Source organism: Microbulbifer sp. CnH-101-G (genome assembly GCF_052466775.1).
Genome location: NZ_CP174292.1, coordinates 2,924,467 through 2,945,317, shown reverse-complemented (window position 1 = coordinate 2,945,317; position 20,851 = coordinate 2,924,467). Strand labels below are relative to the sequence as shown.

The window sequence follows — 20,851 nt, the reverse complement described above, 5'->3', positions numbered from 1 at the left end:
AAGGGAGACTGTATGAGGGCGCTGCTATTCGTTATTGCCCTGGGAAATAGTGGCCAGCGCATTCTGATACACATCCGCGATCTCTCCGGGGTGGCGAATGGATATTCCCAGGTCGTGTACCAAGCCGTCTTTCAATCCATAGACCCAGCCGTTGACGGAGAGTGGCTGCCCTGAGCGCCAAGCGTCGCGCACGATTGTGGTTTGGCAGATATGGATGACTTGCTCAAGGACATTGAGCTCGCACAGTAGGTCAGTGCGCTGCTGCTCCTGGAATAGGTCGACCAGAGTGTGGTGCTTGTCACGCACGTCCTGAATGTGGCGCAACCAATTGTCGATTAAACCGAGTTGTTCGTTGTGTAGGGCTGCCTGTACACCGCCACAGCCGTAATGGCCGCAAACAATAATGTGCTTCACCTTCAAAATCTCTACGGCGTACTGCAAAACAGATAAGCAGTTGAGGTCTGAATGCACCACTACATTGGCGACGTTGCGGTGTACAAACAGTTCACCGGGCAGCAGGCCGACAATTTCATTAGCCGGCACGCGGCTATCTGCGCAGCCTATCCAAAGATATTCTGGTGATTGCTGCTTGGACAGCTTGAGGAAAAAGTCCGGGTTTTCCTTGCGGGTGGCTTCGGACCATTGGTGGTTATTTTTTAATAGATGATCTAGCGGGTGCAATGCTGTTGTATCCTGAGATGACCAATTGGACATTATGTTGGCAGGATAGCGACTTTATTCCTGCGGGCCAAGGGGGTTTGAACTAACCTCAAGGATGACTAGTTTTTAGGTTTGGGTCTTATAAAGGGAAGAATAATGGCGAGGCGAAATCACTCGGGTCCCAGCAGACGACAACGTAGATCCGTGCGTTCTGGATTTGTCGATCGGCACCGTTTGCGTATGCGACAGCTGCAGGTCCGGCGAACCCGCTTGCGTGGCTACCTCTCTAACGCTGAAGAGATAGATGTTGTTGATGCTGCGGGCGAGGTGGATATTCCACTTAATCAAGAGCTGGAAAGGGAGCCCTTGGGTTGATTTTCTCTTCTCTGTTGGATTCCAGAAAAGAAAGAAATGAGCAGAAAAGCTCGACCAACTTAAATTTTGAGTATTAATCGCCAAATTATCAGAAATTTGTTTACATAGGGTCCAATGAGCCGTTGCGAGCTTTTCCAGCAGAAAAAATTTCGGAGAAATAAAAATGGCCTTGGTTACCCAGGAGACCTCCACTGCAGTTCACGTGGTTCTGGCGAATTATTCAGACCGCCGCCATGCTGAAGATATCATTACTTTAATGGAAGAATACTCCCGTCATCCCTTTGGTGGCGGGGGGCCATTACCGGAGCAGTGCCGCAATGAATTGGTATCTAAACTCGCGGATTTTCCCGGTGCTTTCAGTGTACTGGCCTATGACGATGATAAAGCCTTAGGCCTGGTGAATTGTTTTACCGGTTTTTCGACTTTTGCGTGTATGCCCCTGGTGAATATTCACGATGTTATCGTCAGCGAGCGTGCCCGCGGGCAGGGCGTTTGTGCCGCAATGATAGATTTTGTGGCGCAAGAGGCAAAAAAGAGAGGGTGTTGCAAACTGACGATGGAGGTGTTGGAAAAAAATCTTGCGGCAAAGAATGCCTACCGCAGGGTGGGCTTCAAACCCTACACCTTAGAAGAAGAATTTGGTCAGGCAGAATTTTGGCAGCGTTACCTTTGAGCTTTAGTAAATTTTGGTAAGTTTTGGGGGGTGGCATCTAGCCACCCCTCCTCTCGATCCATTAGATACAGATTTAACAGTCGTATTGCGCCTGCTGCAGTTTTTTCCTTTTGCCGATCAAGCTGGCGACTACGGCAAAAAGCGCGATTAAGGAGACGCTGATCAGCAATCCAAGTAAGGGTTGCTGTGGTTCTCTCTCATACAGCCAGCCACCGACAGCAAAGCCGATGGTGTAGCCACCGGTATGCATCAGTGACAGCAGCCCAAACAGCCTGCCGCCACGCTGTTGCGATTGGCTTAAAAGCGCGCTGTAGCCCGGCACCAAAAAAGCGACCCCCACCACAAAGATCAGTAGTCCGGCAGCGGCGAACAGGCTACCCAAGGTACTAGCTAGCAATATGGTGCCCGTGCACAGGGAGGTCACTCCTAGTATAAAACTCATTTGTGGCGCTTTGAGCTTTCGCACCAACCCCACTTGAACTAGAAATCCACAAATCGCCACCGCAGCCAACAATACGGCGGTGGTCGACGAAGCCCTCATAGCGCTGAGGCCGTAGAGATCCTGAAGAGCAGGGCCCATAACCACCTGTAGCTGACCGACACTAACGGTACCCAGTAGAGCGGTGCCAAAAAGCGCAATAGCGCCGGGGGGAAGAGAAGAATTATCGGGGGATTGTACTTCCGGCACATGACTCTCGCCTTTGGGCAATCCGGCAGTTAGCAGCAGGGCACTTAACGGTAATAGGATTAACCAGGCCAACGGCCACAGTGCACCAGCCAGAAGTGCCGGCAGGGCAAGCAGGGGGCCGAGACCTCGTCCCAGATTGGCTGCCGCACTCAAGCCTGAAAGAATGGATAAGCGCTTATCCGCTTCTCCCAAGTCGATGGCCCAAGCCTGGCAGCAGGGATAGATGGCCGCGGCATTTAATCCATAAATAATTCGGCTGATCGCCAGTGCGATAAGAGCGTTGCCTTCGTCGAGATATCCCTGGGACATGGCTACTAGCAGTGCAACAAAAAGACACTGGGCCAGTAGGGCACCGGTTAAGCCTGCGAGCAGTACTGGCTTGCGGCCAATCCTGTCACCCATTTCCCCCCAGAGTGGCCCGGCAATCATCAGGCAAAAAGTACCCAGGGCTACAAGCCCCCCAATACTGGCCAGGCTTAGGCCGCAGCGCTCGACTATGAGCGGAATTTGAGTCAGGAGGACAACCTGGGCGGCTCCCTGGCTGGCCACCACCATATTGATTTTACGCTGGTGATTCTTTGAGCGGTTCTGGGGTTTCCGCATCCGGGGCTCCACAACAAATAAATAAGAATGCACAAAAAAGTGCGACCCTTTCCTGTGCATGAGTTCACAGCCAGATAATTTCTCTAGCAGCGGGCTTGAAGTGCGAGAAATTTACCTGCATCATAAGGCTAATGCAAACCATTCTCACTTAGATTTAGCTCAAAAAAGAATCACCACCATGAATAATCCTCAATCCGATGCGGCTAATGCCGGCTGCATTGATGGCGATGCTTTTGCTCAAAACCCAGTTATGACCGCCGGGCTTACCGAGGTCAATATGGCTGCGGAAAGAATGTCAGCCAACTGTTTCTTCAATGCGCTAATCCGAGAAACGGATAGTGCTGTCTGGCATGAGCGGACTGGCGAGCAACTCCCCGAAGGCATCAGTGTGCCAGCGGTGAGTATTCCTCTGCCCGCCAGTGGTGACGAACTCTGGTTGAATGCCTCTTACCGCAGTGAATGTGGCAGGCATCAGTTCGCCTTACCTATGGTATGGAGAACTACGGATGGCGCCAGCAAAGCTATTGAGCTAGCCGAAGCGGCGCAGCTGGTTGCACAGGAGCCCGCTTTTTTTCCCGGCGCTACCACAGAGTCGAGAGTGCAGTTTACCCGTCGGGTCTCGGCCAGCGTAAAAAACATGGCTCAGGCGCTGGCAGCACGCAGAGCCGATACTGAAAAGCTATTTACGCAGCCGCTGACTTTTGCCGAGGCGGAGCAGGCACTTTTGTGTGGCCACTCTATTCACCCGACCCCTAAAAGCCGTGATCCATTCACCGATGAGGATGCCGAACGTTTTGCACCAGAATTTGGCAATAGCTTTGCCCTGGTGTGGTTGGGGGTGGACCCGGATTATTTACGCGGAGCCAGTGGGGCGGAAATCAGTGAAGCGCAGTTTGCCGAACTGGTCCGTGCAACAGAGGCTGCTCCGGCAGCCCCGCAAGGGTTTGTAGCTATCCCGGCACATCCCTGGCAATGGCGTCAACTCGGTGAAGATCCTCGTGTTGCAGAGTTAGTTGCGAGCGGAAAAATTATTGAGCTGGGCGAAGGGGGTGAGCCATGGCGGGCGACCTCCTCACTGCGCGCTATTTATAGTGGCAAAAGCCCTTATATGCTGAAGTTTTCCCTCAGCTTGCGACTGACAAATTCGGTGCGCACCTTGCAGCCAAAAGAAATGGTGCGCGGTCTCGAAGTTTTAAAAGTTCGCAATACGCCACTGGGACAGGAGTTTGCCAGCCGCTACCCGCGCTTTCATGTATTGGCGGAACCCGCTTATCTGATGCTTGCCGATAGCAGTGGCGAGCAGATTATAGAAAGCCTGGTAATGTTCAGGGAAAACCCATTCCTGGAATCCTCTGCAGAAAATACTTGCTTGCTGGCCACTCTGACCCAGGATCATCCCGATGGTGATCCCTGTCGGGCTGCACAGTTGGTGCAGCGGCTTGCTGAAGAGGAAAAAATTTCCACAGAAGCCGCTACCAAGCGTTGGTTCAACGCTTTTCTCGATGCAGTGATCGAACCTTTGCTGATCGCCCAGGCCGATTTCGGCATTTTATTTGGTGCTCACCAGCAAAACCTGATTTTGTCATTCGATGGTGCCCTACCGGTGGCAGGTTACTTCAGAGACTGTCAGGGCAGTGGTTATAGCCGTCTGGGCGAGGAACTGCTCAAACCTTACCTGCCTGATCTGGCCCAGGACAGTGAGAATGTTATTGATGAAGAGATGGCCAATCGCCTGTTTGTTTATTACCTGATTGTTAATAGCTGCTTTGGTTTGATCTGTGCGCTTTCCGCTGCGAGATTATTATCTGAGCATGCGTTGTTACGTCAGTTGCGTGAACGCCTGCAATTACTTTATGAAGGGCAGAGACGTGATCGCAGTTGTCTGGAGTACTTGCTCACTGCCGATGAAATTTGGGCAAAAGGCAATTTTCAATGTGCGGTGATCGGTATGAATGAAACGACCACCGATGACCCGCTTTCCATCTATCACACCATGGCGAATCCACTGCAAGCGGCAGTAGAAACTGAAACTGCGGAAGCCTGAAACCTGTGTCGATGAAAATTGAAAGGAAAGAATTATGACCAGCTCAACAGCTGCGCTTGAAATTTCTTCAGGGGAGCGCGGTCAGCTCCCCGATGGGCGCGCATGGCAAACTATTGCGGGCGGATATCGTTGCCAGTCAAGTGGCGAAAATTATTTTCAGATTGAATATACCCCCGGACAAGAAACTGCGCGTTTTATTCTGCTGTCCGGTGATAATCAACTGGCAGAGTTGGACCTTTGGTTCGACTGGTTTTTTTCGCTGAATGCGACACTTCAAACTATTGATATCGCAGAAGAAGATACTGTCGTTAGCCGTGTATCCCGCAGTGGCTTTTATCAGCGGACCGAGCTTTGGTATCAGGGCAACAATGGTGGCAAGTTTCCACTGCAGTGGGTGGTGAATGAGCAGGGGGGGCGTCACCCTCTCCGTGCAGAACCGCCAAAAGGAGAGGTTTACCGTCGCCACTTTCACTCCTTGGGAATGGATTTTAGTTTGCGTCATCTGGACCCGCAGGAGGATTTGGAGCGTTTTACGGACTGGATGAACCAGGAACGCGTTGCGCTTTTTTGGGAGGAAGAGGGCGATGCCGAGAAACAGAGACAGTTTATCGACTCTGTGATGCAGGACCCCCACAAGCACCCGTTAATTGCCTGCTTTGACGATGAGCCCTTTGCCTACTTTGAAATTTATTGGGCTCTCGAAGATCGTATTGCACCCTACTATGACTGCCAGCCATTTGATCGCGGCGCGCATATGTTAGTTGGCAACCAGCGTTTTTTGGGCGGGCGCTTTGCCCAGGCTTGGTTCAATGGTGTTAGTCATTTTATGTTTCTGGACGATGCGCGCACCGAAACTTTAGTTGGAGAGCCGCGCGCAGATAACCGCGCCTTACTCAAGTATATCAACGGCACCTTTGGCTGGAAAAAAATTAAAGAGTTTGATTTTCCGCACAAGCGCGCTGCACTGGTGATGTGCAAGCGGGATGAATTTTTCCGGAGCATGGGGGGAGTATGAGCACGGATAAATACTGGAAGCAGGTCAACAGGACTCTGTTGGTAAAGTCATTAGCGGAGCTCTGCTACGAGCAGGCACTTATCGCTAAGGACGAGGGTGCAGGCCGTTACTCTGTGACTCTTAAATCAGGTGTTATTTATAGCTTTAAGGGCCAGCTGACAGTTTGGGACTGGCTGTTGATTGACGCGCAAACCATCGAGCGGCAATTTGAAGGGCAGGCATTGCCTGCAGATGATGCGGCACAGTTTTTTATCGATGCTAGCGAAGATTTAGAGGCTACTTCCAGCACACTGGGCAATTTATTGCATGAACTTGCCAATACTCTGGTTGCCGATGTCGTCCTACTGCAAAAGCGCGAAGGGCTGGATGCTCAGGCTCTGGCCACATTGCCAGATGAACAATTGCAATGCCTGCTGGATGGGCACCCCAAGGCCATGGTGAATAAAGGGCGTATCGGTTGGGGAGCACAGGAATTTAATGCTTACGGCACGGAGGCGGCTCAGGGGGTTCGGCTTTTATGGTTAGCCGTTCGTCGGGATTTGGCCGTGAGTGGCAATAGCGAGCAATGGGATTGGCCACAGCTATTAGCCGAGAGCTTGGATGAGGCACAGCTGCAGCAGCTGGATCGTGCTTGTCGTGAAAAAGGGGTCAGCTGGCAAGAGTTTTTGCCATTGCCTGTACATCCATGGCAGTGGCAACATCATATTCGCCAGCATTATGCACAACAAATTTTCCACGGCGATCTGGTCCTGCTCGGTGAATTTGGCGATAGCTATCTGCCTCAGGTATCACTGCGCACTCTGTCAAACCTTGAGCGCCCGCGCGCCTTGCATGTAAAGCTGCCGTTAACGGTATTAAATACTTCTTGCTACCGTGGGATTCCGGGCAAGTTTATGCGCTGCGGGCCGGCATTATCCGAGTGGATGCAGTCACTTTGTGATCGTGATGAGCAACTGCAGTTACGCGGTACAGAGATTCTACAGGAAGTAGCCGGACTACATGTGCCGCACTTACATCAAGAGTCGGTTGAGGGCACGCCTTATCGTTACCGTGAATTACTGGGAGCCACTTGGCGGCAGAGTCCGGCGGGCTTGTGTGCAGAAGGTGAGCGCCACCTTTTAATGGCTGCGCTACTGCAAAAAGATGCCGGCGGTAAATCTGTGGCTGCCGCTTTGATAGAGGCTTCCGGTCTCTCTGTAGAAGCCTGGCTCACGCACCTGTTCGACGCTACGGTGGTGCCGCTTTATCACCTGCTTAGCCGCTATGGCATAGGCCTGGTGGCGCACTCACAAAATCTGACACTAGTATTGCGCGATAACAAAGTGGTGCGCGTTCTTTTAAAGGATTTCCAGGGAGACCTACGCCTCGCCCAGGGTGAGTTCCCGGACCGTGCAGACCTGCCAGAGTCTGCGGCACAGGTCCTCGATCAGCTGCCAGCGAATTATATTATTCACGACCTGTTCACTGGCCACTTTGTCACAGTGCTGCGCTATTTGTCTGCCCAATTGATGACAGAGATAGGTTTGGGTGAGCTAGAGTTCTACGGCGTTTTAGCTAAGGCTTTGCGCCGCTATCAAAAATCTGCGCAACAGGATAACGCTGATATGACAGAGCGTTTCCAGCAATTTAATTTATTCCGTCCTCATATTGAACGTGTCTGTATTAATCGCGTGCGTTTGCGCCAGGGCTACGATGACAGTGCCGAGCGTCCTGTCCCCATTGTCGGTGGAGACCTGACCAATCCACTTTGGCTCGCTGAACAAGAGTCACAACAAAACCAACCTGAAACCGCTTCCGCTTTAGAGGCTTAATTATGAGTAATATCCTAGATCTCGCCGGTATCGGAGCCGGTCCTTTTAATTTGGCCGTTGCCGCTCTGATGCGGAACAAATCTTTGAGCCATCGCTTTTTTGATGCTAAAGCGGAATTCTCCTGGCACCCGGGTTTAATGTTGCCTGGCGCTATGATGCAGACTTCTTATCTGAAGGATCTGGTGACACCGGTCGATCCCACCAACCCTTGCAGCTTTCTGGCGTACCTGGTGGAAAATAAGCGTTTCTATGACTTCCTGCATGCGGAGCAGCGCACCGTAACTCGCCGTGAGTTTGCCGATTACCTGGCTTGGGCTGCGCGTCGCCTGGATTCCATTCAAATGAGTAGCCGTGTCCAAAGCGTGGTGGATAATGGTGAATACTTTGAGCTGGATGTACATGGACCCAATGGCCGCGAGCAAGTGTTTGCCAAGAATTTATGTGTTGCCGCTGGTAAAAAACCGAATATCCCAGAGTGCAGTCGCCCATTCCTTTCAGACAACTGTTTCCATGCACTGGAAATTGCCCTGCGTAATCCAGATGTCAGTGGTAAGCGTGTAGCCGTGGTCGGTGGCGGTCAGACAGGTGCAGAAGTGGTTATTAATCTTCTGAGCAAACACTGGGGTCGTCCGCAGCAGGTAACCTGGGTGTCCCGCCGCAGCAACTACTTGCCGTTGGATGAGACACCGTTTACCAATGACTGGTTTACCCCGGAATATGTCGATGTTTTCCGTCAATTGAGCCCACAGCGTCGTGAAGAAGTTGTCGCAGAGCAAAAGCTGGCTTCCGATGGTATTTCCCCGGATACTCTCAAGGAGCTTTACCAGTTGTTCTATCGCCTTGTGCACCTGGAAAAAGATGCTGAGCGAGTGGCATTAATGCCTAACCGCGAACTGATGGATATGTCTCACCGTGGTGACTACCAGTTGCAGCTGGAAAATCACCTGCTGGGAGAGGCGGACGGTACCGAATGGATAAATGCCGATATCGTTATTTTGTGCACCGGCCTTTGCGAAGCTTTGCCCCCTTGCCTGGCGCCCTTACAGGAACATATCGCCCGTGATGCAGAGGGTCGTTTGTTACTGGATGATGCCTTTGCGGCAAAACTCAGCGGTGATGAGAGTGGTCGCCGTTTGTATTTCCTTGGCACGGGCCGTACCAGCCATGGAATTGCTGAACCACAGCTGAGTCTATCGTCCTGGCGTGCTGCGCAAGTGGTGAATGACTTGCATGGCAGTGCTGTGTATGACAACCAGCAAACCAGCAACTTTATGAAATGGATTACCCCTCAAACTCAGCAAGCTGCTGTAGCGTAAGTTTATAGGGGAAACCGTGACCGACCTTCTGGTGCCCACCAGAGAGGCCGGTCATGGAAAAAATATGTTTCTACAATCCTTCCTCTGAATATCATCGTCCCAAGTATCATTTGGCAACGTCAATAAAAATACCCATATGGTCAGTAACCGCAGCGGCTTTATTGGCTCCATTAATGCTGACCACCGTGCTTTGAGATAGATAGTCCACATTAACAATTTTGATGGTTGCAGTGTTGTAGACAGCTACATCATATTTTTGACTAGCGGTACTATTGGTGCCGGAAAAACTGCGTTGGTAAGAGTCCGAAGGCGTCACCTCAGTAGCGGGGTGAGCGTCACGAAATATATTGTTTGTTGCTCGGCTAATTACTGACGGGGTAAAGCTGTTGCTGCCTTGGTTGGTATCACCCATCACGAGATCAATACCACCGTGCCCTTGTTGTAATAAAAATTTATTAATATTTTGGTAGAACAATGTCGCCTGTGCTTCACTTTTGGCGATGCTGTTGGGGACATGCACAAATACAGCATTCACATTACCTGTCTTTACCGCGATCCAGCCCATGCCCGAACCCAGAACCTGGTGTTGAGTGGTATTGGCAGCATGAACGCTAAAGCTGTTACAGGCTTTACCGGTAGAGCTTGATCCCACCAAACCGCCTGCGTGCTGCTGCATGGAACCCCATTCGCTATGGGCTCCATCCATTTCGCCATATACCAACAGGTCACAAGGCTTCCTGAGTGAGCGATAGAGATGTTGGTGGGTTTGCCGCGCCTTACCTTCAATCATGCTAAGAAACTGACCGTTATTGTGTTGGCCTTTGGCCATATAACCTTGTGGTGCTTGAGCAACCAGCTGGGCTGGGCCATAGATCGGAATGTGGGGTTCCAGGCTTTCGGCCGTTGGCATTACCAAAAACCAGGGGTCTTGTTGAGCAGCTTGGTGATTGTGGGTAACGCGAGTGAAGTGTTGGCTATTGGAGGCACTCACCCCACGATTGGTACTGGCGTTAGAGTTAATGGATTGGTAGGCAAAGGTTGGCATATTGGCTACTCATTTTTATTGAATCGTCGAATCAGATTTATTCTTTAATACCGTTTCTTAATAAGAAAAGCCAGCCTTCTTTGTAAGTATGGCTTGGTAGGTTAAGACATTTGTCGCAAAAAGTTGGCGCGATATTATTTTTTAGCTCAGGATTTTTGGCTGATCTTCAAAGCGTTTATGACGACTGAAAAATCACTTCCAGGCTCATGTGGTAAATGTCGGACTTAACTCCGGTTTTTTAATCGCAATTAAAGTAATCGTTTAAAAACACTGCTCGGCCTTTGAGATTGCTTTTCCTGTTTCCAAGCTTGTCATTAACTTGGAGTTTATTAACGAATTCTTTCAAAGTCTGATTTTTTTATCAATTATTTCTGTATTTCCTCTGGAAATGGTCTAGGTGAGAGCTGAATAGTCTCCGTAAATCCTCAAGCCCTCCGTTTTGATAGCGTTGGGATATATCTATTTTAAAACCACTTATTTGTGATCATAACCTCTCAAAAAAACTATAAATATATAGCTGAATAAAGTGCCAAAGCCGGTGTGCCCAATACACCTTGTGCAATACTTTTTGGGTACTGAACCATTGGTCTAGTGCATGCAGTGAGCAGGGAGGAAATCTGTAATGCGTTTGAACTCAACCCTTGCACAAGGGCGTTATCACTACAGCTGCGACGGACGCGAAATGCCCGTACAGGACAGCTGGCAGTTGGGCTTTGACGCCCAGGGGCGCCGCTCTCTGGTCAGTCAGAGGCTGGTGGGCGATCGAGGCTTCGGCATAGAGGTATTTGCGCTCTTAAGTAATGGTTTGGTGAGCGAGTGCCAAGTGAGCTGGCGCGATGAGGTTGACGAAGTCACTGCCCAGTATCACTTATGCTCTCCTGAGGGGCACTCTCCCCGTTTAGGTGATGAAATAAAGGCAAGCTGGAGTGGGCCCAATGGCCCGCAGGAATTGCGGGTGGGTGGTGATAACCGTCTGCTGTTTCCTCTGATGCGAGTTTTTATGGGGCCGCTATTGAAAACACTGATAAAACACCCAGCAGGCCTAGAGGTTGTTTCTCCGGATATTGTGGACCCCTCCCAGCGGGGCAAATTATTGTCACCAAGAGTGAGTCACCGCACTGCACGAATTATGGCAGGAGACCAGGCTAGCCAGCGCACCCAGGACCTGGGTTCGGATATTAGCGGTTATATTTATCAGGGCGATGAAGCTGAACGGGATGCGCACTGCTATGTCGATAACCGTAGTTTGCTGGTTGGTTATGATTGGCCTTCCAGTACTGGTCGCCTGTGGCAGGTTCGGCTCAGAGACCTGGAGTGGTCCCCCAGTCTAACCAGCCTGCTTTTTTAATATCCCTTCTCTTTTCTGTGGTTGTGTTCACTTAGGCAGAAGTTTGTGAACACAACTGAATTATCAGTCCTGTGAATAATGAATATTGATTGACGTCTCATTCACCTTGATAAGATTCCAGGGTTTCTACGACTCGTGAAAATTATCCCCAAATGCCTTCCTTTCTCAGTGTTTTGAACTTTTAGCCTCCAGTGGGCATCCTAGTCAACCTCCCGTAACAGGTCTTTGAGAAAGTACTGACAAATTTATACGGCGGGATTTTTTCAGAACCGCAGTGTAAGCTTGCGTCACTATTGTGCTAATGGGGGAGCCATTTTGCCTTTTATCAAATCTAATTCCCGTTGGGGGATGCCACTGGCGATCGCCTTAGTTGTGACTTCACAGTTACCCTTTAATGTCGCTCTGGCCAGTATCGATGAAGAGACAGAGGTAGAGCTCAAGGAGCTGGAAAAAGCACCGGAAAAACAGCAGGAACAGTGTTTGCAAGAGCAGCTGTTGATTTCTTCTGCTGAGACCACTCTGAGGGAGATTCGCTTGCTCTGTGCTGACCGGGTCAGGGCTCAGCTGGGTCTGGAGGAGGATTTCTTTGAGGTCGATCCGGTGGTGGAGGAGTACTCAGAGGAACTGCCCACGGATAAGGTCCTGCTCGGTGGTCGTGCCCAAGCTATTCGCGATGCTGCCAGCAATCCCTTTACCCTGGCCTCCCATAAGACCAACTATATATTGCCATTTACCTATAACCCGTCTCCCGAGAAGGGCGGCTTGTCGGATTATGAAGGTGAAGGTAAAGACCTGGATAATATCGAGGTGCAATTCCAGCTGTCAGTGCAGGTACCCGTGTGGCGGGGCTTTCTCGGCAGTGCCTCATTTATGAGTGTGGCCTACACCAACCGCAGCTTTTGGCAGGCCTATAACTCCGATAACTCATCACCCTTTCGTGAAACCAACCACGAACCGGAGTTGATTCTAACCTGGCTCAATGATTGGAGTTTGTTTGGCTGGCAAAATGTGGCGAACCAGATTGCCTTCAACCACCAGTCCAATGGCCGCAATGAGCCCTATTCCCGAAGCTGGAACCGGGTATACGCTAACTTCCTGTTTGAGAAGGATAATTTTTCCGTTGGCATCAAGCCCTGGTATCGCCTCCCGGAGGACCGTGACGATGATGACAACCCGGATATAGAGCATTACATGGGGCATTTTGAGCTGGGTGGGCGCTACCGGGATGGCGATCACACCATAGCCGTTATGGTGCGCAACAATTTGCGCTCAGATAACCACGGTGCCTTTGAGCTCACCTGGGGCTTCCCCCTTGGTGACCGTGTGGATGGCTATATTCGCTACTTTAACGGTTACGGAGAAAGCCTGATTGACTACGATGAGTCAGTGCAGACTCTTGGCTTTGGTTTCACCCTGGCTCAGGGGTTCTAGCCCCTGTTAAAGGGTGAGTCAGAAGTGGTTCAGGGAGAAGTGGTTCAGGGAAGGAACCGATGGGATTTGAAGACAGTTACCGACTCAGCGCGCATGCGGTGATTACCAATGATGCGGGGGAAGTCTTACAGTTGCTGGCAACATATGCCAATCGCAGCTGGGGGCTTCCCGGTGGCGCCCTGGACCCGGGAGAGACTATCCACGAGGCCCTGCGGCGAGAGTGCCGTGAGGAGTTGGGCCGGGAGGTGGGTATCGAATACCTCAGTGGTGTCTATTACCACAAGGTCTACAACTCCCATGTTTTTATTTTTCGCGCCCGCTTCACCGATAGAAGGCACATCACCCTATCTAGTGAGCACTCAGAGGTAGCGTATTTTCCCCTTGAGCGCCTCTCCGAGGTGCAGCGGCAGAGAGTCAGGGACTGCCTCGAGTTCGATGGCGTTGTTCGCAGCGCAAAGTTCTAACTTTATCCCCTTCCTTGGCAATAGATCTGGTCGGTCAGCACGCTTTTGGCGATTTTCGCCAAAAGCTCTGACATCGCGGAATTCCCTAGTTCTCTCTATTAGTATTTGCCCCCTGGTTTTTTACCCAAGAACTCCAGATTCTCCGCTATTGCCGGGGGACTTAATAAAAGTTAATAAAATCAAACAGTTGAATAATTAAAGCAGCGGCCCTCGAGAAGTTGCGGGCTATGCTGGTGGATAAGAATATGGGTTTGGACATGAAGATGCCTGAATTGGGCAACCTGAAGCACAGCGCACAGAAGCTGGAATGCCACGTAGCGCTGGTGAGCGCAGACAGCAAATTGGCGGGAGACTGGGTTAGCGCCCTCAACAATACCGCAGCTCTGCATGAGAATCCCTTCGGCCTGGTTTTTGAGGCGGTGGTTCCTGCGGAGGTTGAAAATCTGGCGCTGCAGGAAGGCCGCCTGCAAGCGATGATCGTGGATGGTGGCACCGATGCTCAGGGGCTGGAGGCCGCTGATATGCTTGCCGACCAGATACATGCACTTCGTTCCCAGCTCAATATTTTTCTGGTGGCTCAGAGTGATGTCGCTGGCGGCACACCTTTGGCGGGTAAGAGTGGCGTTAAGTCACTGGCCAGTCTGCGCAGGCGTTTTGATGAGTTGTTTGACCGCCGGGAAGGCAACTTTAACCACATGTTCCGCCTAGTGCAGGCGTTTATTGCCCGCCGAGCCTCCACTCCCTTTGCCGATACCCTGAAAGAGTATGTGTTCTCCGCACGTGACGCCTGGCATACCCCCGGTCACTCTGGTGGCGATAGTCTGCGCAATAGCCCCTGGGTGGGGGATTTCTACCGTTTTATGGGCGAGCACGTCTTCAATACCGACTTGTCTGTTTCGGTGCAGATATTGGATAGCCTGCTGGAACCGCACTCGGTAATCCAGGAAGCACAGGATCTCGCGGCCCAGGCATTTGGCTCGCGCCATACCTTTTTCCTGACCAATGGCACCTCCACCGCCAACAAAGTAGTGATTCAACAGATCCTCGGTGGGGGCGGTAAGATTATTGTCGACCAGGCCTGCCACAAATCGGTTCACCATGCGATAGTGATGAACCGCTGTGAGCCGGTCTACCTAAAGTCGGTGTTGCACCCAGAATTCGGCATTTATGGCCCGGTGAAGCGCTCTGATATTGAGGCGGCCCTGGATGAACACAGTGATGCGCGTCTATTGGTTATCACCTCCTGCACCTACGACGGGCTGCGTTACGATCTGAAGCCCATCATCGATTACGCCCATGAGCGCGGGGTTAAGGTGCTGGTCGATGAGGCTTGGTTTGCCCACGGTTTCTTCCACCCGGAACTGCGTCCGACAGCGCTGGAGTGTGGCGCTGACTACGTAACCCAGAGTACCCATAAGATGTTGTCGGCCTTCTCCCAGGCCAGCATGATTCATGTGCAGGACCCGGACTTTGACGAGTTCCGCTTCCGCGAAAACCTGAACATGCACGCTTCCACCAGTCCGCAATATGCCATGATTGCCAGTCTTGATGTAGCCCGCAAGCAGATGGCAATGGAGGGTTACGGGCGCCTCAAGCAGTGCCTGCAGATGGTGGAAACTCTGCGATGCGCAGTGAACGAAACAGGCGTATTCCGCGCCCTGACTCGCGACGACCTGATTGCCGAGCCCCTGTCTGGCGACAACATCCGCCTGGACCCCACCAAGGTAACGATCGATATTTCCCGCAGTGGCTACTCGGGCAATGAAATGCAGATCAAGCTGTTTGACCAGTATGGTATTCAGGTGGAAAAGACCACCTACAATACCATCACGGTATTGGTAACTCTGGGGAGCACTGAGAGTAAATTGCTGCGTCTGATTCACGCGCTCAAACAGCTGGCGGGCAATACCCATAAGCGTATCCATGTGGGTACACCGCGTCGTTTGCCTGAATTCACCCGCTTTACCTGTCTGCCAGCGGATGCCTACTTTGCTGAGACAGAAGAGCTGCCATTGATGGATAACGGCGTTAACGCTACGCAGAATCTGGTTGGCCGCACCAGCGCTGATGAGATAGTGCCTTACCCGCCGGGTATTCCAGTACTGGTTCCCGGGCAGGAAATTTCCGCACAGATCGTGCAGTTCCTACAGCAGTTATTACAGGGGCAAAATACCACGGAGATTCACGGTCTGATTTTCCGCTCCGATGAACCCATGCTGCGCGTGGTTAAGGATGTGCCAGGCATTGAAGAAGTCAAAGACAAGAAGTCCGGTGCTAAAAAGACTAAATAAAACGATATGAGCTATCCGGCATGGAGGCCGGTATGTTTGATCAACCAAGGACGGTATTGCTTGCTGGGGCTTCGGGCGGTTTGGCTCGTGCAATAGGCGCTGAAATAGTTCGACGCTATCCCGATATTACACTGGTAACTTTGAGTCGCGCCGCTGTGGATCGGGTGCCGGGGCATGCCGGGGAGCGTCGGCACCTGGCGGTTTCCCTCGCTGATGAGCACTCTGTTAAATCCGTTGAGACCTTTCTCTCTGAGTTTTCCTCTCCGCCCGACTGGGTGATTCATTGCTGTGGGCTGTTACACGATGCATTCCATGGCCCGGAAAAATCCCTGGCTCAATGTGAGGATGATTGGTTGATACAGTCCATGCGAATCAACCTTCTGACTCACTTGCACCTGGCCCAGGCTCTGGACAGGAAGTTACTGCGAAAGCAGCCGCTGCTGTGGGCATCCCTTTCAGCCAAAGTGGGGAGTATTGGTGACAATGCTCTAGGGGGTTGGTATAGCTACCGTTTCAGCAAAGCAGCGCTCAATATGCTGGTAAAAAACCTATCTATTGAATGGGGGCGCCGCCTGGAACAGAGTTGTGTGGTGGCAATCCATCCGGGAACGACGGATACGGCACTTTCGAAACCATTCCAAAGTAACCTTGCTCCGGGCAAATTATACAGCCCGGCACTGAGTGCCGGGCGTATTGTAGATGTACTGCAACAACTCGCCCCTGCCGATAGCGGCAACCTGTTTTTTTGGGATGGTAGTCGCTTACCCTGGTAGGTAATCAGGGGCTCTCAAGCCTGGCCAGGTGTTATCGTCTGTTATTCGCGGATATCCGCTGTTGGCCTGGTCAGTGGTGATGTAATAGCGTATATAGCGTTGATTTTTCAGGAAGAAATAAGCGCGAAACGTGTTCCACTGGTGGGCCGCCGTAATCTTCGTAGCATAGGCGCCGAGCCCCGGCCAAGTATTGTCATTGATAGGTTTTGGGTGACCACTGTCAAGCCGATCATCTTCCAAGTCATAGCGCAAATAATTTCCCTCCTCCAGAAAAAAATAGACTTTGCTATTCGACCACTTCAAGGCTGCACGAATTTTTGACGCGTAGGAAGCCATACCTGGCCAACTATTGTTATCCACGAGTTTGGGGTAGCCGGAGTCCACCTGATCATCATTGAGGTCGTAACGCAGGTAACCTCCATCGCTTAAGAAGAAATAACCTTTATCACTATTGGCTTTAAAGGCAGCGACAACCTGATTGGCATAATCTTCTAATCCTGACCAACTACTGTTATCTGTTGTACGTGGATAATCATTTGCGGTTTTGTCTAGAATTTTGTTATAGCGAACATAATGGTTGTCTCCACGAAAGTAGTATGCGCGCGAGCCGTTCCAGTCGAGACCAGCAATAATCTCCGGGGCGCTTTTACGCAGAGCGACTGGGGTATCGTTATTGACGAGTACATAATCTAGAATGCCCTGAACGCCTGTGTAGTCAGTCCAACTCCGTGTACTAGCGTCTACTACATCAATAAGTCGATCGTTCTGATAGATTTCTACTGGGCCGCTACCTATGGAATACCAATTGATGGATATATTACTGGCCGACATCAATTTACGCGTGCCAGGGCTGTGCCAATCAATGGATTTCCATCCAGTTTCCAGGTTGTCTGCAGATCGGTACCCATAAAACGCAGTATTGTAGGGCTATCGACGTTTGTACCGAATAGCCATAAATACCATCGAAGTTTTTATTATGGATATCCTCAACCTAATCGCTGTGCTCAGAATTTAATGGTTGGTTACTACCAATAAATATAGTTTTCTCATTGACCGTCTGTAATCCATGATCACAGCCCAGGGTATCGCGACCATGGTCTGTGGTTACCAGCACCAGCCATTCTTCTCTGCTAGCAATGCGCGAATCTACGGCATCTAACAGCTCACAAAGTTGTGTATCACTCGTCTGAATACTTTCGTTATAGCGATCGCCAAAACAGGAACTGTGACCGGCACCATAGGGATCATCCAGATGTAGGAATAGAAAATCCACATGCCCAGAAGAAATTTCCTCTATAGCGTGTACGGTAAAATCCGCATCGGAAAGGCCATTTAAAACCAAGCCTGCTTGCTCCTGATCTGCGGAGAAGAAGTTGCTATTAATGTGGATAAAGATTATTTATCCATTTTGCCTTCGGCGCATCTAAAGTATGCATTCTCAGAAGAGAGTTATCTCAGATTTGCACTAACTAGAACCTTTGCAAGACCAGATTTTGGTGATCTCAATCCAGGTGGTTACTATGCCGGGCACGATAATGAGTTTATAGGTGGTAATCCAGATCTTGAACCCACTTACTCCTGGAACTTTGATGTGTTGTACGAATATTATTTCAATAATTCGGGGATATTATCTGCGGGTCTTTTCTATAAAGATATTACTGATCCAATTTTTACAGATGTGAAAGAGGGAGCGTATAATGGGGTTTCTGGAGTTGAGGTTTATAGCCCGGATAATGGTGATAATACCTCGCTGAGAGGCTTGGAGTTTATCCTGGTTCACAAGTTAGATTTCTTGCCAGGATTCCTGCCGAATATTGGGGTCTCAGCAAATGTTACCTTAATGGATTCAAAAATGCATATTCCGGGTCGAGATGAATCTGTACCAATTTCTCGTTAAGCCGGTTTATTGCATAATCTCTCTACCTATTATGACGACGGTGCTTTTTTCCATTCGCCTGACTCAAAATCATAAGGGCGAGTATATTGATGAGCATGATGCTAATAAAAATGAAGATCAATACTATGGGCCTTATACTAGCCTGAATATGAGCGCAAATTACACGTTGAGTGACAAGCTGGTTGTCTTTGCTGAAGCCTTAAATCTTACCAATGAACCATTAACTTACTACATAGGTGATAAAGATAGACCCAAGCAGGTAGAGTATTGCGGAGTTTGTGGACAATTGGTTTTTCGCTACAGTTTTATAGCCGAACGTTTTACTTTTTAAAAAAACAACTCGTCTGTTGGCGAGTTGTTTTTTTGAGCTTTCTTAATTATTTATTGTAAGTGGATCACCTCGTCTGAGTAGTGTTTCGATATCTATACCTTTTGGTAGGCTTCCACTACTATGTGCTCCTCTTGTTTCCAGCCTTGAACGAATAAAAGCATCACTGACAGACTGATTGCCAGCCTGCAGTAGTAGATGTGTCTGCATTGTGATTGCCATTTTATCTACGATACCGCGTGCTCGGTATTCAAATTGGTCCAAGTCGGAAAGTTCTTTTTTTAGAGAATCTACTGCTTTGTCGAACCGGACATCAACACCAATGCTTGTTGTCATTTCATCCAACCAGTGGTTAACCACACTGGGTGTTTTCATGATAGCCCGCAGTACATCAAGGGCCTGGATATTACCGGACCCCTCCCAGATAGCATTAATTGGCGCATCTCGGTAGAGACGGGCGGTGATAAAGTTCTCAATAACTCCATTCCCGCCCAAACACTCCATAGCCTCATAGGCGTGATGGGGGCTGCGCTTACAGATCCAATATTTGCCGACTGCCGCTCCCAGTCGGAGTAGCATTTGTTCATGTTCTTGATCCTCATGGTCCATCGCCCTAGCCATACGCATTGTTAGGGCAACAGATCCCTCAACCTCTAATTGAAGGTCCGCAAGGACATTTTGCATTAGGGGGTGGTCTATTAGCTTTTTCCCAAAGGCTTCTCTTTGTGCTGCGTGATAAATTGCTTGCACCACGGCTTGTCGCTGGCCCCCAGAGGATCCGACCATACAATCAAAACGGGTGATTGCTACCATCTTGATGATTGCGTTGACCCCTCGGCCCTCCTCACCCAGTAGCCACCCCAAAGCACCTCGCATCTCAACTTCTGATGAAGCATTGGATACATTACCAGACTTTACTTTGAGCCTTTGGATTTCCAGTGGGTTTTTGCTTCCATCTGGACGCCATCTGGGAACCAGAAAACAGGAAAGGCCTCCAGGCGCCTGAGCCAAAATCAGAAAACCATCACACATAGGCGCAGACATGAACCATTTATGGCCGAGAAGCTCGTAGGTACCATCCCCCATAGGGACGGCAGTGGATGTGTTTGCCCGTACATCCGAGCCTCCCTGCTTCTCAGTCATACCCATGCCAATAGTGAGGGAGTGTTTTTCAAAGTATGGGCGGTTACTGCCATCGTAGCCGCGACTGAGGATCTTGGGAATCCACTCCTCCGCTATCTCTGGATTTAATTTTATCGAGGGAATAGCGGCAAAAGTCATTGTTATAGGACAGCCGTGACCCGCTTCAAGTTGACAATGTAAATAATTCTTTGCAGCTCGAGCTACATTGGCCCCATTGCGGGGGGCGCTCCATGGAGAGCTGTGTAGGCCCTCTGATAAAGCTAGTTGCATAAGCTGATGGTAGGAGGGGTGGTAGCGTACTAGATCTATGCGGTTACCGGTTCGATCATGGCTTTCAAATATTGGCCTGAACTCATTGGCAGCATAACCCCGCTCTATCATTTCAGGTCTTCCGCAAACCTCACCATAACGCTGCAAATTATCCTCAGCCCAATGTCCACCATTGAGGTGTACTGAATCAAATAGAGCTTGATCGCCAGCATATAGGTTGTGTCCACATAGGGGTGGGGTTTGATTGTTTATGCGATGAGTAGTTGCATGGGCTGAGGGGTGAAGTTGATCGCTCATGATCAGGGCCTCTAGGGTTTACAAATATGAGGGGTAAGGTCTCTAGGCTTGGTCTATTTGGTACAAATTTGCCAGTTTCCCGATGGAATAAATAATCAGATACTACCAATGTAAAACTATAAAGTAGCCTACCTTTGTACGTTATTTAAACACTGATCGATTTCGATGAGATATATAAGGAGCATGAATAATTTATGGTTCATATAAAATTCGTATGTAGTTTATTCAAAACAATATCGTTTTCTTTATGAGAAACATATTCTTTATTTGAAAGTAGTTGGATAGATGTCTTTTCAATTTTTTTATGGTTTGGCTTGTGTCGGTAAGCGGGGGCATTCTGATGCTCCAGGTGGAAATTTTCGGCTACCTTTTGGTTAAA

The 20,851-nt window shown here is 50.0% G+C and carries 19 protein-coding genes; 13 read left to right on the top strand and 6 right to left on the bottom strand.

Annotated elements, in window-relative coordinates; translation table 11 throughout:
• Window positions 1-24 precede the first annotated feature (24 nt).
• Window positions 25-681, bottom strand: a complete 657-nt coding sequence (gene can / locus ACJJID_RS13040) for a carbonate dehydratase (RefSeq protein ID WP_444919857.1) — start codon at window positions 679-681, stop codon at window positions 25-27.
• A 135-nt stretch (window positions 682-816) separates the two neighbouring features.
• Here can and ACJJID_RS13035 point away from each other — a divergent pair, with 135 nt between their 5' ends.
• Together ACJJID_RS13035 and ACJJID_RS13030 are read left to right on the top strand one after the other, a co-directional pair.
• Window positions 817-1,035 carry a hypothetical protein gene (locus ACJJID_RS13035; protein ID WP_444919856.1) on the top strand — a complete coding sequence of 73 codons (219 nt, stop codon included), beginning with the start codon at window positions 817-819 and terminating at the stop codon, window positions 1,033-1,035.
• 163 nt (window positions 1,036-1,198) lie between these two features.
• Window positions 1,199-1,708 carry a GNAT family N-acetyltransferase gene (locus ACJJID_RS13030; protein ID WP_444919855.1) on the top strand — a complete coding sequence of 170 codons (510 nt, stop codon included), beginning with the start codon at window positions 1,199-1,201 and terminating at the stop codon, window positions 1,706-1,708.
• 73 nt (window positions 1,709-1,781) lie between these two features.
• Here ACJJID_RS13030 and ACJJID_RS13025 read toward each other — a convergent pair whose 3' ends face one another.
• Window positions 1,782-2,999: an MFS transporter gene (locus ACJJID_RS13025; protein ID WP_444919854.1), complete on the bottom strand. Its 1,218-nt coding sequence runs from the start codon at window positions 2,997-2,999 to the stop codon at window positions 1,782-1,784.
• Between the two features lie 178 nt (window positions 3,000-3,177).
• On the opposite strand from ACJJID_RS13025, the gene ACJJID_RS13020 reads away from it, so the two are divergent.
• Genes ACJJID_RS13020 through ACJJID_RS13005 form a run of 4 tightly spaced genes read left to right on the top strand, consistent with a single transcriptional unit; the run spans window position 3,178 to window position 9,185 of the window.
• Window positions 3,178-5,043, top strand: coding sequence for an IucA/IucC family protein (locus ACJJID_RS13020; RefSeq protein ID WP_444919853.1), 1,866 nt, complete (start codon window positions 3,178-3,180; stop codon window positions 5,041-5,043).
• Between the two features lie 34 nt (window positions 5,044-5,077).
• Window positions 5,078-6,058, top strand: a complete 981-nt coding sequence (locus ACJJID_RS13015) for a GNAT family N-acetyltransferase (protein WP_444919852.1) — start codon at window positions 5,078-5,080, stop codon at window positions 6,056-6,058.
• The gene (locus ACJJID_RS13010; protein ID WP_444919851.1) at window positions 6,055-7,869 is read left to right on the top strand and encodes an IucA/IucC family protein; all 1,815 of its coding nucleotides are present in this window, start codon (window positions 6,055-6,057) and stop codon (window positions 7,867-7,869) included. The genes ACJJID_RS13015 and ACJJID_RS13010 overlap by 4 nt, the downstream gene beginning before the upstream one ends.
• Before the next feature lie 2 nt (window positions 7,870-7,871).
• On the top strand, window positions 7,872-9,185 hold the full coding sequence (locus ACJJID_RS13005; protein ID WP_444919850.1) for a lysine N(6)-hydroxylase/L-ornithine N(5)-oxygenase family protein: 1,314 nt from the start codon (window positions 7,872-7,874) through the stop codon (window positions 9,183-9,185).
• Between the two features lie 106 nt (window positions 9,186-9,291).
• Here ACJJID_RS13005 and ACJJID_RS13000 read toward each other — a convergent pair whose 3' ends face one another.
• Window positions 9,292-10,230: a hypothetical protein gene (locus tag ACJJID_RS13000; protein WP_444919849.1), complete on the bottom strand. Its 939-nt coding sequence runs from the start codon at window positions 10,228-10,230 to the stop codon at window positions 9,292-9,294.
• A 622-nt stretch (window positions 10,231-10,852) separates the two neighbouring features.
• Here ACJJID_RS13000 and ACJJID_RS12995 point away from each other — a divergent pair.
• From ACJJID_RS12995 to ACJJID_RS12975, 5 genes are all read left to right on the top strand, one after another.
• Window positions 10,853-11,578: a hypothetical protein gene (locus tag ACJJID_RS12995; protein WP_444919848.1), complete on the top strand. Its 726-nt coding sequence runs from the start codon at window positions 10,853-10,855 to the stop codon at window positions 11,576-11,578.
• Window positions 11,579-11,893: 315 nt separating this feature from the next.
• On the top strand, window positions 11,894-13,009 hold the full coding sequence (locus ACJJID_RS12990; RefSeq protein ID WP_444919847.1) for a phospholipase A: 1,116 nt from the start codon (window positions 11,894-11,896) through the stop codon (window positions 13,007-13,009).
• A gap of 59 nt (window positions 13,010-13,068) precedes the next feature.
• Complete coding sequence (locus ACJJID_RS12985) at window positions 13,069-13,473, top strand: NUDIX hydrolase (protein WP_152454655.1); 405 nt, start codon at window positions 13,069-13,071, stop codon at window positions 13,471-13,473.
• Window positions 13,474-13,700: 227 nt separating this feature from the next.
• Entirely contained in the window at window positions 13,701-15,764 is a 2,064-nt protein-coding gene (locus ACJJID_RS12980) for an aminotransferase class I/II-fold pyridoxal phosphate-dependent enzyme (protein WP_444919846.1), read from the top strand.
• A gap of 32 nt (window positions 15,765-15,796) precedes the next feature.
• Window positions 15,797-16,537, top strand: coding sequence for an SDR family NAD(P)-dependent oxidoreductase (locus ACJJID_RS12975; protein ID WP_444919845.1), 741 nt, complete (start codon window positions 15,797-15,799; stop codon window positions 16,535-16,537).
• Here the strand turns inward: ACJJID_RS12975 and ACJJID_RS12970 are convergent.
• Both ACJJID_RS12970 and ACJJID_RS12965 read right to left on the bottom strand, forming a co-directional pair.
• The gene (locus ACJJID_RS12970) at window positions 16,526-17,368 is read right to left on the bottom strand and encodes a hemopexin repeat-containing protein (protein ID WP_444919844.1); all 843 of its coding nucleotides are present in this window, start codon (window positions 17,366-17,368) and stop codon (window positions 16,526-16,528) included. The genes ACJJID_RS12975 and ACJJID_RS12970 overlap by 12 nt on opposite strands.
• A 160-nt stretch (window positions 17,369-17,528) precedes the next feature.
• Complete coding sequence (locus ACJJID_RS12965) at window positions 17,529-17,879, bottom strand: hypothetical protein (RefSeq protein ID WP_444919843.1); 351 nt, start codon at window positions 17,877-17,879, stop codon at window positions 17,529-17,531.
• 42 nt (window positions 17,880-17,921) lie between these two features.
• On the opposite strand from ACJJID_RS12965, the gene ACJJID_RS12960 reads away from it, so the two are divergent.
• Both ACJJID_RS12960 and ACJJID_RS12955 read left to right on the top strand, forming a co-directional pair.
• On the top strand, window positions 17,922-18,434 hold the full coding sequence (locus tag ACJJID_RS12960; RefSeq protein ID WP_444919842.1) for a TonB-dependent receptor domain-containing protein: 513 nt from the start codon (window positions 17,922-17,924) through the stop codon (window positions 18,432-18,434).
• Window positions 18,409-18,765: a hypothetical protein gene (locus ACJJID_RS12955; protein WP_444919841.1), complete on the top strand. Its 357-nt coding sequence runs from the start codon at window positions 18,409-18,411 to the stop codon at window positions 18,763-18,765. The genes ACJJID_RS12960 and ACJJID_RS12955 overlap by 26 nt, the downstream gene beginning before the upstream one ends.
• A gap of 42 nt (window positions 18,766-18,807) precedes the next feature.
• Here the strand turns inward: ACJJID_RS12955 and ACJJID_RS12950 are convergent, their stop codons facing one another.
• Window positions 18,808-20,472 (bottom strand): acyl-CoA dehydrogenase family protein, encoded by a 1,665-nt coding sequence (locus tag ACJJID_RS12950; protein WP_444919840.1) that lies wholly within the window; start codon window positions 20,470-20,472, stop codon window positions 18,808-18,810.
• Window positions 20,473-20,851 lie beyond the last annotated feature (379 nt).